Here is a 14,289-nt window from a genome sequence, read left to right as displayed (position 1 = left end):
GAGGCCCAGAGCGGCTGACTCGAAGGCTCAGCACGGCTGACCGGGGAGCCGGGGTGGCCGGCCCGGAGACTCGGCACGGCTGACGGGGAAGCCCGGGGTGACCGGCGCGAAGCCCGGGACGGCTGACGCGGAGGCCCAGAGCGGCTGACTCGAAGGCTCAGCACGGCTGACCGGGGAGCCGGGGTGGCCGGCCCGGAGACTCGGCACGGCTGACGGGGAAGCCCGGGGTGACCGACGCGAAGCCCGGGACGGCTGACGCGGAGGCCCAGGGCGGCTGACTCGAAGGCCCGGGACAGCTGACACGGAAGCCAGAGACGGCCGTCGCGGAGGTCCGGGGCGGCCGTCGCGGAGGCCCAGAACAGCCGACAGAAGGCCCGGGACAGCCGACACGGAAGCCCAAGAGCCGTCGGCGCGGAAGCCCCCGTGAGCGGACCGCGGGGCGGCAAGCGCGTTCTGTGTACACGGTCACAGTTCGAGTGCGTCATCCGCCCTCTCCCCGGTGCCGCCCCACGCGCCACTCTTCTCGTCTCGCCGGGCGACAGCGACGGCCCCCTTCCCGAAAGGCGATCATGACCGATCCCGTGAGCCGGACCATCCTGCTGCTCGACATCGAGCGCTACAGCGACCGGGACGACGTCGAGCAGGCCTACTTACGGCGGATGCTGTACGACGTCACCGACCGCGCCCTGGAGAGCGCCGGGATCGACGAGACGCTGCGCCTGCGGGCCGACCGCGGGGACTCCGTGATGGAGCTGATCGACGCCAACTCCTCCGTGCCGGCCCTGCTGCGGGCCCTGCTCACCTCGGTCCCGGCCCAGCTGCGGGCGGTCAACCGCATGGCGTCCAGCTCGGCGCAGATCCGGCTGCGCGGGGTCGTCGCCTCGGGGTACGTCGCCATCGACGAGCACGGCTGGGTCGGCTCCGACCTCAACCACGCCTGCCGCCTCCTGGACGCCGGTCTGCTGCGTGCCGCGCTGCGCGAGCGGCGGGACGACTTCGCGCTGTGCGTGTCCGAGGGGGTCTACACGGGGATCGTGCGGCACGACCACACGGGGGTCCCGGCGGCGGACTTCCACGAGGTGACCGTGGACAGCAAGAACGGCCCGCTGAAGGCGTGGCTGCACGGCCCGGTGCCCGAGGGGGCGGCCGGGCCACGGAACCACAGTGGAACGGGGGCGGGGGGAGCCCCGGTGCCGGGTGCTTCGGGGGACGGCCCGGCACCGGGGCGGACATCGCCCTCCACTCCCCCCGCCGGGGGCGTCGTCTTCAACTTCAACGGCGGCGCGCCCAGCTTCGGCGGCAGCCTGGTCGGCGGTGACCAGCACGGAGTCTCCGGCGGGCAGGTCACCGGAGATGTGTACCTCGGCGGGACCGGGGGTGACGCGGCGTGACCGTTCCGCCGGAGCAGCGGCCGCCGGAGCCGGAGGCCGCGCAGGAGCCCGACGGCGACAGACCCGGGGAAGAGGCCGAGAGCGCCCAGGAGGCCCGCGCCGCCCAGCGTGAGCTGTTCGCCCACACCCCTGGCTTCATCCTCGGCTCGGCGGCCTCCTTCGGGGGCAGCCTGGTCGGCGGGTCCCAGCACGGGGTGTCCGGCGGACAGGTCACCGGGGACGTCTTCATGGGCGGCAAGACCGAGATCCACCACCATGGTCCGACGGCCGCCTCGTACGCCTCCGGAGAGGTCCCGCGGGCCGAGCTCGACGCCCTGGACGCGGTCTTCGCCGAGGGCCCCGCCTTCGAGGCCGCCCTGCGCCGGCTGCGGCAGGAGCGGATCGTCGTCCTGTCGGGCCCGCACGCCGCCGGCCGCTATGCCGCCGCCCTGATGCTGCCGCACCGCCTCGGCGTGCCCGCCGTCCACGCCCTGCCCGCCGAGACGACCCCCGCGACCCTGCCCGCGCAGCTCACCCGGCCCGGCGGCCATGTACTGCGCGACCTGCCGCTGACCCGCAACCGGCCACTGCGCGACACCCATCTCTACGCGGCCGTGGACCAGCTCAAGAAGACCGACGGCCACCTGGTGATCACGGTCGAGAACTCACCGTTCCTCCAGGGCGTCACCCCGACACCGTGGGAGCCGCCGGCGGCCGAGGACGTCGTACGGGCCCATCTGGCCGTACGGCGGCGGGACGAGACGGCGCGGCTGCTGGCGCTCGCGCCGGTGCGGGAGTTCCTCGCGCGCGGGCGGCGCCCCGCCGAGGCCGCCGAGTTCGCGCGGGAGCTGGCCGCGTACGACGGCAGTGCCGAGGCGGGCGCCCGGCTCGCGGAATTCGGGCAGACCGCGGTGGAGAAGCAGTGCCGCAACTGGCTCGGCGCGCCGGAGACGGAGCTGCGCGAGAAGGCCTTCCTGATCTCGCTCGCGGTCTTCGACCAGGCCCCGTACGTGCTCGCCGCCGAGCTCGCGGACCGCCTCTTCGTGCAGTTCCAGAAGCTCCAGCATCCCGAACTGCCCCCGGAGATCCCGGTGTTCGGGCCCTCGGCGGCGGACCGGCTGGAGCGGGCACACGCGGAGGGGGAGCTGCGGGACGAGCAGACCGACTGGGGTGCCGTACCGCAGTTCATGGCGGGGTTCCGGGAGGAGCGCACCGCGCGTGTGCTGCTCACCGAGGTCTGGACGGGGCACCCCTCCGCCCGGCCCGCGCTGGTGGCGTGGCTGCGGGAGCTGGCCCGGGACGGGCGGCCGGTGGTGCGCACCCGGACCGCCGCGGCCGCCGCGCTGCTGGCCGCCGCCGATCTGCCCTCGGCGATCGCGCTGCTCATCGACGGCTGGGCCGACTCGAAGGCCTTCGGCCCCCGGGTGACGGCCGCCAACGCGCTCACCCTGGCCCAGCTACTCGACGCGCCCGCCGTACCGCGGCTGCTCACCCAGTGGTGCACGGACTCGCACTGGGCCCGCCGCTGGACGGCGATCCGGGCCTTCGGCCTGCTCGCGCCGCTCCGCCCCGAGCTGGCGGGACCGGCCCTGGCCGCGCTGGCGGGCCGGGCGCGGGCAGACGTCAGCAGCGACGCGGAGGCGGAGAGCCTGATCGAGTCGGCGGCCCTCCTGCTGTCCTCGGGGCGGCGCCCCGGCGAGGTGCTCTCCGAATTCGTACGGCTGCTGTACGACGACACCCCGGCGGTCCGCGCCCTCGCCCTGAACGCCTTCGTACGCGCCTGCGACAACGCCGAGGAGGGCGCGCTCGTCGAGTGGTACGCCGACACCGGCATGTACGAGCCCGACTCGGCCCGCGACCTGGCGACCCTGTGGCGCACCGCCCTGGGCGACCGGGCCCACACCCGGCAGGCGCTGGGCGCGCTGCGCACCTGGGTGCATGTCGCCCAGCGCCGGGCGGACGCGGCCCAGGCCCTGGAGCTGCTGCTGCCCGCGCTGGTCGTCGAGGCGGCCGACCGTGACCGGCTCGACCACGAACTGCGCACCATGCGCGCGGAGGACGGGGGACCGCGGCCGCCCGTCGCCGACCGGCTGCTGGACGTGCTCTGGCCCGCCGCTTCGACTCTTTCCTGACCGACCCCGCAACACCCGAGGAGTTGTCCCATGGCGGACTTCCGCCGTCAGCCGGAGTGGCAGCAACAGGCCGACCGGCACAGCACGTTGATCGACCCGGTACTCACGGTGCGGCCGATCTCGCGGTTCGACTACACCGCGCGCCGGGTGGTCGGCGCGATCGACCACGCGCTGGTCTTCGCCACGGCGGGCGGCGCGTACGACGTGTACGTCCCGCCGCTCCGGCCCAGCCGTACGGACGCGGCGACGCGTCGCTACACCTCGGTGTACGAGGTGGACATCGGCAGCCATCCGGTCCGGCTGGAGCTGGAGTTGCCGAGCGCCGACGACGCGTTCGCCTTCGGCGCGACGGCGGACCTGACGTGGCGGGTGCGGGATCCGGAGGCGTACGTACGCAGCGGTGAGCGCGACGTACCGACCCGGCTGACCCGCGAACTGCAGCAGCTGGCCCGCCCGGTCAGCCGGCGCTTCCCGATCGAGGAGAGCCCGTCGGCGGAGGTCGAGGTCCAACAGGCCGTCGAGAGCGGGGCGTTCGCGGCGGGCATCGGGCTGGAGGTCACCTGCATGGTGCGGCTGCGGCTCGACGACGAGGCGATCGCCCATCGGCAGCGGAAGCGGACGCTGCGCTACGAGTCCGAGATGCTCGACCCGGAACACGAGTTCCGCATGCGGCAGGCGCGGCAGCAGTACGAGTTGGAGGCGCTGCAGCAGCGGCAGCATCAGCAGCTGGTCGCCGAGAAGATCAACTTCTATCAGTACCACCTGCAGTACGGCGGGGTCGGCGCGTGGGCCGTCCATCTGGCCGCCCACCCCGAGGACACACGGCTGGTCATCGACAACATCCACCAGGACCAACTGAACGTCATCAGGGCCCAGTTGGAGCAGCTCGGCAGCGACGAACTGGAGGACTACCAGAAGGCGGAGTCCCTCAAGCAGGTCCGCCAGGAGATAGACGCCATCATCCGTATGCGCGGGCCGAGTCCGGCGGCGGGGGCCCTGCCCGCGGCTCCGCAGGCGCCGGCGTATCCGGGTCAGATGCCGCAGGGGCAGGCCCCGGCACCGGCGGCCCACCCGCCCCAGCCCGGCGACCCGGCCGCGCCGTACGCGCCCGCCGACGGCCCCTCCTCCGGGTATGCGGTCCAGGAGGGTCCCGCGCCCGTCACCCCGCCGATGCCCGCGCCGTACACCCCGCCCCGGCCCGGTCCGGAACCGGAGGCGTCGTGACGACGCCCGGGACCACACCCCGCCCGGCGCCCGTCGGCTCCCCCGGTCCCGGCACGGCCGGTCTCGGCACCGCCGAGCGGCTCCTCGTCGAGATGCGCGGGGAGATCGCGCGGGCCGACAGCAAGGCGGCCGTGCTGGTCGCGGCGTTGGGGCTGACGGCCGGGGCGTTCAGCGGGCTGGTGGCAGGGCGGAAGTGGGCGCCGGAGGTGCTGTCGGCCGCGGGGACCCTGTTGTGGTGGGCCGGCGCTCTCGCCCTCGCCCTGTCGCTGCTGGCGTTGCTGCTCGCCGTACTGCCCCGGTACCGCACCGGTGTGTGGACCCCGGGCCAGCCCCTCTGCTACTTCGGCGACGTCCAACAGGCCGTACGCGCGGGCCGGCTGGCCGATGCGCTCGCCGACACCGAACGCGACCCCGTCGCCGGGCTCACCTCGGCCCTCACCGAGACCAGCCGCATCGCCGCCCGCAAGCACCAGTGGATCCGTACCGGCCTGATCGCCTTCTGCGCCGGCACGGTCCTGCTCCCCACCGCCCTGCTGGTCGGCTGACGCCCGCTCACACGAAACACGGCACCCGAAGGAAACGTCCCCATGTCCGAAACACCCGACCCCGGCCCCTACCCGGCTCCGGAACCCCAGTACCCCGGCACCCCGCCCGCCCCTACGTACCCGACGGCACCGCCCACGTATCCGGGCGCCGCCCCGCAGTACCCGACGGGCGGCGGCGCTCCGCAGTATCCGCCGCAGTACCCGACGGGCGGCGGCGCTCCGCAGTACCCACCGCAGTACCCGACGGGCACCGGCACTCCGCAGTACCCACCGCAGTACCCGACCGCTCCGGCACCGCAGTACCCGACGGGCCCCGCCCAGCAGTACCCGATGACGCCCCCGCCGTCGCAGTTCCAGCCCACCGCTCCGCCCCACCCGGCCCCCACCCAGGCGTCGCAGGGCGCCGCCCCGGACGATCTCGACTACCGTCACCTCGGCTCCCGCGTCCATGTCGCCGCCCATCAGCGCGGTGCCGACGCCACCGCCGTGGGGCGGCTCGTCGTGCATCTGCCGGGGGCACTGGTGAGCGGTGCCGTGGTCGCCGCCGTCGGGACGGCGTTCGGCGGGACCGTGGGCGGGTGGCTCGCGGTTCTCGTCTGGCTGGCCAGCGGCGGGCTCGTGTTCCACCGGCCCGCCGAACTCCTCTTCGCCCGCAGGGTGTTGAAGCTCCGCACGCCGACGGCCCCGGAGCGGTCCCGGCTGGAGCCCGTGTGGCGCGAGGTCGTCGCCCGCGCGGGCATAGAGGCGCACACGTACGAGCTGATGATCGAGAACAGCGACGAGCTGAACGCGTCCGCGGTCGCCGGGCATGTCGTGAGCGTCACGACGTACGCGCTGAACGAGATCCCGAGCGGCAACCTCGCCGCCGTACTCGCCCATGAGCTGGGCCATCACACCGGCGGTCACTCCTGGGCGGGGCTGCTCGGCTACTGGTACTCGCTGCCCGGCCGGATCGCCTGGGCCGTCACCAAGTTCCTGGCCAGTGTCACCGTCATGGTGGCCAGCCGGTTCTCCGTGGTGGCGACCGGGCTGCTGGTGCTGTTCATGGGGATGTTCGTGGTCTTCGCGGTGATCAGCGCGTGGTTCGTGACCGTTCCGCTGGTCCTCGCGCCGTATCTGCTCGCCTTCGCGGGGCGCCAGGGCGAGCTGCGGGCCGACCAGCAGGCGGCCGCCCTCGGCTTCGCCCGGCAGATGACCGAGGTGCTGCACCGTCTGGAGGCCGAGGAGCAGGCGGAGGCCGTCCGCGCCGCGGCCGCCGGGCAGCGCCTGGAGCGGCCGGGCACGCTGGCCCGTCTGCTGTCGACCCATCCCGACCACGCCACCCGGCTGGCCCGTCTGGAGCCGTATCTGCGCACCGGACTGTGAGCGCGGTCCGCTCAGGAACGCCGGAGGGCGGCCACCCCGTGGGGTGACCGCCCTCCTTCAAGCGGACGCTCGCGCCTTACTGGTTGTACGGACCGTAGTCGTAGTCCTCCAGCGGAACGGCCTGGCCGGAGCCGGTGCCGAACGGTGAGTAGTCGATGTCGTCGTAGCCGACGGCCGAGTACATCGCGGCCTTGGCCTCCTCGGTCGGCTCGACCCGGATGTTGCGGTAGCGGGACAGACCCGTACCGGCCGGGATGAGCTTACCGATGATGACGTTCTCCTTGAGGCCGATCAGGGAGTCGGACTTGGCGTTGATCGCCGCGTCCGTGAGGACCCTGGTCGTCTCCTGGAAGGACGCCGCCGACAGCCAGGACTCGGTCGCCAGCGAGGCCTTGGTGATACCCATGAGCTGCGGACGACCGGAGGCCGGGTGACCGCCCTCCTGGACCACACGACGGTTCTCGGTCTCGAACTTCGAGCGCTCGACCAGCTCGCCGGGCAGCAGCTCGGCGTCGCCGGACTCGATGATCGTCACACGGCGCAGCATCTGCCGGATGATGATCTCGATGTGCTTGTCGTGGATCGACACACCCTGCGAGTTGTACACCTTCTGGACCTCGCCGACCAGGTGGACCTGGACGGCACGCTGGCCCAGGATGCGCAGCACGTCGTGCGGGTTGGTGGCACCCACGGTGAGCTTCTGGCCCACCTCGACGTGCTCGCCCTCGCTGACCAGGAGTCGGGCGCGCTTCGAGATCGGGTAGGCCGTCTCGTCGCTGCCGTCGTCCGGCGTGATGACGATCTTCTTGGTCTTCTCGGTCTCCTCGATCCGCACGCGGCCGGAGGCCTCGGAGATCGGGGCGACACCCTTCGGGGTACGGGCCTCGAAGAGCTCGACGACACGCGGCAGACCCTGGGTGATGTCGTCACCGGCCACACCACCGGTGTGGAAGGTACGCATCGTCAGCTGGGTACCGGGCTCACCGATGGACTGGGCGGCGATGATGCCGACCGCCTCACCGATGTCGACCAGCTTGCCGGTGGCCAGCGAGCGGCCGTAGCACATGGCGCAGGTGCCGACGGCGGACTCACAGGTCAGGACCGAGCGGGTCTTGACCTCGGAGACGCCACGGGCCACCAGTTCCTCGATGAGGACGTCACCGAGGTCGGTGCCGGCCGGGGCCAGGACCTGACCGTCGACCACGATGTCCTCGGCGAGGCAGCGCGCGTACACGGACGTCTCGACGTTCTCCGCCTTGCGCAGCACGCCGGCCGCGTCGACCTCCGCGATGTGGAGCTTGAGGCCACGGTCGGTGCCGCAGTCCTCCTCGCGGATGATGACGTCCTGGGAGACGTCGACCAGACGACGGGTGAGGTAACCCGAGTCGGCGGTACGCAGAGCGGTGTCCGCGAGACCCTTACGGGCACCGTGCGTGGAGATGAAGTACTCCAGCACGGACAGGCCCTCACGGAAGGACGCCTTGATCGGACGCGGGATCGTCTCGTTCTTGGCGTTCGACACCAGACCACGCATACCGGCAATCTGACGCATCTGCATCATGTTGCCTCGGGCACCCGAGTTCACCATCATGAAGATCGGGTTGGTCTTCGGGAAGTTGTCGTTCATCGCCTCGGCGACCTCGTTGGTCGCCTTGGTCCAGATCGCGATGAGCTCCTGCGTGCGCTCGTCCTTGGTGATCAGACCGCGCTCGTACTGCTTCTGGACCTTCTCGTCCTGCGCCTCGTAGCCCTTGACGATCTCCTTCTTCGCCTCGGGAACGACGACGTCGGAGATGGCGACGGTGACGCCGGAACGGGTGGCCCAGAAGAAGCCGGCCGCCTTCAGGTTGTCGAGCGTCGCCGCCACGATGACCTTCGGGTAGCGCTCGGCGAGGTCGTTGACGATCTCGGAGAGCTGCTTCTTGCCGACCTCGTAGTCGACGAACGGGTAGTCCTCGGGCAGCAGCTCGTTGAAGAGCGCACGGCCGAGCGTGGTCTTCAGACGGAAGCTGTCACCCTGCTGCCACTCGGGCTCGCCCTCCTCCTGGGCCGGCGGGGTCCAGCCGCGCGGCGGGATGGTGCCCACCGGGAAGCGGATGTCCACGCGCGACTGCAGCGAGAGCTCGCCGGCGTCGAACGCCATGATCGCCTCGGCCACGGAGGAGAAGGAGCGGTCCTCGCCCTTCACGTTCCGCATCTCGCCGTCGGTGGTGAGGAAGAACAGACCGAGGACCATGTCCTGGGTCGGCATCGTCACCGGACGGCCGTCGGCCGGCTTGAGGATGTTGTTCGAGGACAGCATCAGGATGCGGGCCTCGGCCTGCGCCTCCGCGGACAGCGGCAGGTGCACGGCCATCTGGTCGCCGTCGAAGTCCGCGTTGAACGCGGTGCAGACGAGCGGGTGGATCTGGATGGCCTTGCCCTCGACCAGCTGCGGCTCGAAGGCCTGGATGCCGAGGCGGTGCAGGGTGGGCGCACGGTTCAGCAGCACCGGGTGCTCGGCGATGACCTCTTCGAGGACGTCGTACACAACGGTGCGGCCGCGCTCCACCATGCGCTTGGCGCTCTTGATGTTCTGCGCGTGGTTCAGGTCGACCAGGCGCTTCATCACGAACGGCTTGAAGAGCTCCAGCGCCATGGCCTTGGGCAGACCGCACTGGTGCAGCTTCAGCTGCGGGCCGACGACGATGACGGAACGCGCCGAGTAGTCGACTCGCTTACCGAGCAGGTTCTGACGGAAGCGGCCCTGCTTGCCCTTCAGCATGTCGCTGAGGGACTTCAGCGGGCGGTTGCCGGGGCCGGTCACCGGGCGGCCGCGACGACCGTTGTCGAAGAGGGCGTCAACAGCCTCCTGAAGCATGCGCTTCTCGTTGTTGACGATGATCTCCGGGGCACCGAGGTCCAGGAGCCTCTTCAGACGGTTGTTGCGGTTGATCACACGGCGGTACAGGTCGTTCAGGTCGGAGGTCGCGAAGCGGCCACCGTCCAGCTGCACCATCGGACGCAGGTCCGGCGGGATGACCGGCACGCAGTCGAGGACCATGCCCTTGGGGCTGTTGGACGTCTGCAGGAACGCGGAGACGACCTTCAGCCGCTTGAGGGCGCGGGTCTTCTTCTGGCCCTTGCCGGTACGGATGATCTCGCGGAGCTTCTCGGCCTCCTCCTCCAGGTCGAAGGACTCCAGGCGCTTCTGCAGGGCCTGGGCGCCCATCGAGCCGTCGAAGTACGTGCCGAAGCGGTCACGCAGCTCGCGGTAGAGCAGCTCGTCGCCCTCGAGGTCCTGGACCTTGAGGTTCTTGAACCGGGTCCACACCTCGTCGAGCCGGTCGATCTCGCGCTGCGCACGGTCGCGCAGCTGCTTCATCTCACGCTCGGCACCCTCGCGCACCTTGCGGCGCACATCGGCCTTGGCACCCTCGGCCTCCAGCTCGGCCAGGTCGGCCTCGAGCTTCTTGGCGCGGGCCTCCAGGTCGGCGTCGCGACGGTTCTCGACCTGCTGGCGCTCCACGGAGACATGCGCCTCCAGGGAGGGCAGGTCGCGGGTGCGGCGCTCCTCGTCGACGTACGTGATCATGTACGCCGCGAAGTAGATGACCTTCTCGAGGTCCTTGGGAGCCAGGTCGAGCAGGTAGCCCAGCCGGCTAGGGACGCCCTTGAAGTACCAGATGTGCGTGACGGGCGCGGCCAGCTCGATGTGGCCCATCCGCTCACGGCGCACCTTGGCGCGCGTGACCTCGACGCCACAGCGCTCGCAGATGATGCCCTTGAAGCGGACGCGCTTGTACTTGCCGCAGTAGCACTCCCAGTCCCGGGTCGGACCGAAGATCTTCTCGCAGAAGAGTCCGTCCTTCTCGGGCTTGAGGGTGCGGTAGTTGATGGTCTCGGGCTTCTTGACCTCGCCGTGGCTCCACTGACGGATGTCGTCCGCGGTGGCCAGGCCGATCCGGAGCTCGTCGAAGAAGTTGACGTCGAGCACTATGCGTCAATCCCTCTCAGGGTCGTAAGTCTGTGGTCTGAAACGGGGGCCTGGGGGTCGGCGGAGCCCTGTGGGTGAGGGCCCCGCCGGACTCCCGTCAGACCTCTTCGACGCTGCTCGGCTCGCGCCGGGACAGGTCGATGCCGAGCTCCTCCGCAGCGCGGAAGACGTCCTCGTCGGTGTCACGCATCTCGATGGACATACCGTCGCTGGACAGCACCTCCACGTTCAGGCAGAGCGACTGCATCTCCTTGATGAGCACCTTGAAGGACTCGGGGATGCCGGGCTCGGGGATGTTCTCGCCCTTGACGATGGCCTCGTAGACCTTCACGCGGCCGGTGACGTCGTCGGACTTGATGGTCAGCAGCTCCTGGAGCGCGTACGCGGCGCCGTAGGCCTCGAGGGCCCACACCTCCATCTCACCGAAGCGCTGGCCACCGAACTGCGCCTTACCACCCAGCGGCTGCTGGGTGATCATCGAGTACGGACCGGTCGAACGGGCGTGCAGCTTGTCGTCGACCAGGTGGTGCAGCTTCAGGATGTACATGTAGCCGACCGAGATCGGGTCCGGGAACGGCTCACCCGAACGACCGTCGAACAGCTGCGCCTTGCCGGACGGGAGCACCATGCGCTCGCCGTCGCGGTTCGGGATGGTGTGCTGGAGCAGACCCGCGAGCTCGTCCTCACGTGCACCGTCGAAGACCGGGGTGGCGACGTTGGTGCCGGGAGCGACGGCGTCGGCGCCGATCGCCTGGAGGCGCTGCGCCCACTCGTCCGCGAGGCCGGAGACGTCCCAGCCGCGGCTGGCGAGCCAGCCGAGGTGGATCTCCAGCACCTGTCCCGGGTTCATTCGGGACGGGACACCCAGCGGGTTGAGGATGATGTCGACCGGGGTGCCGTCCTCCAGGAACGGCATGTCCTCGATCGGCAGGATCTTGGAGATGACACCCTTGTTGCCGTGCCGGCCGGCGAGCTTGTCACCGTCGGTGATCTTGCGCTTCTGCGCGACGTAGACGCGCACCAGCTGGTTCACACCGGGGGGAAGCTCGTCGCCCTCCTCGCGGTCGAAGACACGCACGCCGATGATCTTGCCGGTCTCACCGTGCGGCACCTTCAGCGAGGTGTCACGGACCTCACGGGCCTTCTCACCGAAGATCGCGCGCAGCAGGCGCTCCTCCGGGGTCAGCTCGGTCTCACCCTTCGGGGTCACCTTGCCGACGAGGATGTCGCCGGCGATGACCTCGGCACCGATGCGGATGATGCCGCGCTCGTCGAGGTCGGCGAGGACCTCCTCGGAGACGTTCGGGATGTCCCGGGTGATCTCCTCGGGGCCGAGCTTGGTGTCACGGGCGTCGACCTCGTGCTCCTCGATGTGGATCGAGGAGAGGACGTCGTCCTGCACGAGGCGCTGCGACAGGATGATCGCGTCCTCGTAGTTGTGACCCTCCCACGGCATGAACGCCACGAGCAGGTTCTTGCCGAGGGCCATCTCACCGTTCTCGGTGGCCGGGCCGTCGGCGAGGACCTGGCCCTCGATGATCCGGTCGCCCTCGTTGACGACGACCTTCTGGTTCACCGAGGTGCCCTGGTTGGACCGGGCGAACTTGTGCAGGCGGTACGTGATGTACGTGCCGTCGTCGTTGGCGGTGGTGATGTAGTCCGCGGAGACCTCCTGGACCACACCCGCCTTCTCGGCCTTGACCACGTCACCGGCGTCGACGGCGGAGCGGTACTCCATGCCGGTGCCGACGAGCGGGGCCTCGGACTTGATCAGCGGAACGGCCTGGCGCATCATGTTCGCGCCCATGAGGGCGCGGTTGGCGTCGTCGTGCTCCAGGAAGGGGATCATGGCGGTCGCGACCGACACCATCTGGCGCGGCGAGACGTCCATGTAGTCCACGTCGTCACCGGCGACGTAGTCGACCTCGCCGCCACGACGGCGGACGAGGACGCGGTTCTCGGCGAACCGCATGTCGTCCGTGAGCGTGGCGTTGGCCTGCGCGATGACGAAGCGGTCCTCCTCGTCGGCGGTCAGGTAGTCCACCTCGTCGGTGACCTGGCCGTCGACGACCTTGCGGTACGGGGTCTCGACGAAACCGAACGCGTTGACCCGGCCGTAGGAGGCCAGCGAACCGATCAGACCGATGTTCGGGCCTTCAGGGGTCTCGATCGGGCACATGCGTCCGTAGTGGGACGGGTGCACGTCACGGACCTCGAAGCCGGCCCGCTCACGGGAGAGACCACCCGGGCCGAGCGCGGACAGACGACGCTTGTGCGTCAGCCCGGACAGCGGGTTGTTCTGGTCCATGAACTGGGACAGCTGGCTGGTGCCGAAGAACTCCTTGATGGAGGCGACGACCGGCCGGATGTTGATCAGGGTCTGCGGCGTGATCGCCTCGACGTCCTGCGTGGTCATGCGCTCGCGCACGACGCGCTCCATACGAGCCAGACCGGTGCGGACCTGGTTCTGGATGAGCTCGCCGACGCTGCGCAGACGACGGTTGCCGAAGTGGTCGATGTCGTCCGTCTCGACGACGATCGTCTGGCCGTTGTCGGCGGCCGTCTCGGTCTCACCCGCGTGCAGCTTCACCAGGTACTTGATCGTCGAGATGACGTCCTCGACGGTCAGGACACCCGCGTCCAGCGGAGCGTCCGCACCCAGCTTCTTGTTGACCTTGTAGCGGCCGACCTTGGCGAGGTCGTAGCGCTTCGGGTTGAAGTACAGGTTCTCCAGCAGCGTCTGCGCGGCCTCACGCGTGGGGGGCTCGCCCGGACGCAGCTTGCGGTAGATGTCGAGCAGCGCGTCGTCCTGGCCCTGGGTGTGGTCCTTCTCCAGGGTGGCGCGCATGGACTCGTACTCGCCGAACTCCTCGAGGATCTGCTCGGTCGTCCAGCCGAGCGCCTTCAGGAGGACGGTCACGGACTGCTTGCGCTTGCGGTCGATACGGACACCGACCATGTCACGCTTGTCGATCTCCATCTCCAGCCAGGCACCCCGGGACGGGATGATCTTGGCGGAGAAGATGTCCTTGTCAGAGGTCTTGTCGATGGAGGAGTCGAAGTAGACACCGGGCGAACGGACAAGCTGCGACACCACGACACGCTCGGTGCCGTTGATCACGAACGTGCCCTTGTTCGTCATGAGCGGGAAGTCGCCCATGAAGACCGTCTGGGACTTGATCTCACCGGTCTCGTTGTTGGTGAACTCGGCCGTGACGAAGAGCGGGGCGGCGTACGTGAAGTCGCGCTCCTTGCACTCGTCGATCGAGTTCTTCGGCGGCTCGAAGCGGTGGTCCCGGAACGTCAGGGACATCGACCCGGAGAAGTCCTCGATCGGGGAGATCTCCTCGAAGATCTCCTCCAGACCGGACTTGGTGGGGACGTCCTGACCGTTCTCCAGAGCCTCCTCGACCCGACTCTGCCAGGCGGTGTTGCCGAGCAGCCAGTCAAAGCTCTCGGTCTGCAGCGCGAGCAGGTTCGGAACCTCGAGAGGCTCCTTGATCTTTGCAAAGGAAATGCGCAGCGGGGCGGTGCTGGCGCCGTTGTTCATATTCGCGGTCGAGGCATTGCGCGAGGCGGCCAAGAGGGGGTCCTTCCGAGGGCTCGGACTCACTGCGCGCGTACCGGCCCCTCTCCCGCGCACGGAGACAGAAATCCCAGGTCAGGGAAGGTTCGGT

Annotated in this window: 7 protein-coding genes; 5 read left to right on the top strand and 2 right to left on the bottom strand. The window is 70.0% G+C overall.

From position 1 onward, the window contains the following. Nucleotides 1–569: 569 nt before the first annotated feature. The 5 genes from AB0I54_RS00420 (at nucleotide 570) to AB0I54_RS00400 (ending at nucleotide 6,636) form a co-directional block, all read left to right on the top strand. Nucleotides 570–1,391 carry a hypothetical protein gene (locus AB0I54_RS00420; RefSeq protein ID WP_363293643.1) on the top strand — a complete coding sequence of 274 codons (822 nt, stop codon included), beginning with the start codon at nucleotides 570–572 and terminating at the stop codon, nucleotides 1,389–1,391. Then, the gene (locus AB0I54_RS00415; protein ID WP_363293642.1) at nucleotides 1,388–3,502 is read left to right on the top strand and encodes a hypothetical protein; all 2,115 of its coding nucleotides are present in this window, start codon (nucleotides 1,388–1,390) and stop codon (nucleotides 3,500–3,502) included. The genes AB0I54_RS00420 and AB0I54_RS00415 overlap by 4 nt, the downstream gene beginning before the upstream one ends. Nucleotides 3,503–3,532: 30 nt before the next feature. Further along, the gene (locus AB0I54_RS00410; protein WP_363293641.1) at nucleotides 3,533–4,726 is read left to right on the top strand and encodes a PE-PGRS family protein; all 1,194 of its coding nucleotides are present in this window, start codon (nucleotides 3,533–3,535) and stop codon (nucleotides 4,724–4,726) included. Nucleotides 4,727–4,818: 92 nt separating this feature from the next. Continuing rightward, nucleotides 4,819–5,271, top strand: a complete 453-nt coding sequence (locus AB0I54_RS00405; protein ID WP_363294335.1) for a Pycsar system effector family protein — start codon at nucleotides 4,819–4,821, stop codon at nucleotides 5,269–5,271. Nucleotides 5,272–5,313: 42 nt separating this feature from the next. Next, a complete protein-coding gene (locus AB0I54_RS00400) occupies nucleotides 5,314–6,636 on the top strand; it encodes a M48 family metalloprotease (protein ID WP_363293640.1) in 1,323 nt (440 codons plus the stop codon). A 76-nt stretch (nucleotides 6,637–6,712) separates the two neighbouring features. Here the strand turns inward: AB0I54_RS00400 and AB0I54_RS00395 are convergent, their stop codons facing one another. Next, nucleotides 6,713–10,612, bottom strand: coding sequence for a DNA-directed RNA polymerase subunit beta' (locus tag AB0I54_RS00395; protein WP_363293639.1), 3,900 nt, complete (start codon nucleotides 10,610–10,612; stop codon nucleotides 6,713–6,715). A 97-nt stretch (nucleotides 10,613–10,709) separates the two neighbouring features. Next, the gene (gene rpoB / locus AB0I54_RS00390; RefSeq protein WP_363293638.1) at nucleotides 10,710–14,195 is read right to left on the bottom strand and encodes a DNA-directed RNA polymerase subunit beta; all 3,486 of its coding nucleotides are present in this window, start codon (nucleotides 14,193–14,195) and stop codon (nucleotides 10,710–10,712) included. Between the last annotated feature and the right edge of the window lie 94 nt (nucleotides 14,196–14,289).

The sequence above is a fragment of the Streptomyces sp. NPDC050625 genome (genome assembly GCF_040654755.1).
Lineage (GTDB): Bacteria > Actinomycetota > Actinomycetes > Streptomycetales > Streptomycetaceae > Streptomyces.
This window is presented reverse-complemented; position numbering and strand designations above follow the sequence as displayed.

Excerpts from the sequence above, each read along its gene's own strand:
- AB0I54_RS00420 (WP_363293643.1), top strand. The coding sequence starts at position 570 with ATGACCGATCCCGTGAGCCGGACCATCCTGCTGCTCGACATCGAGCGC.
- AB0I54_RS00410 (WP_363293641.1), top strand. The coding sequence starts at position 3,533 with ATGGCGGACTTCCGCCGTCAGCCGGAGTGGCAGCAACAGGCCGACCGG.
- AB0I54_RS00405 (WP_363294335.1), top strand. The coding sequence starts at position 4,819 with ATGCGCGGGGAGATCGCGCGGGCCGACAGCAAGGCGGCCGTGCTGGTC.
- AB0I54_RS00400 (WP_363293640.1), top strand. The coding sequence starts at position 5,314 with ATGTCCGAAACACCCGACCCCGGCCCCTACCCGGCTCCGGAACCCCAG.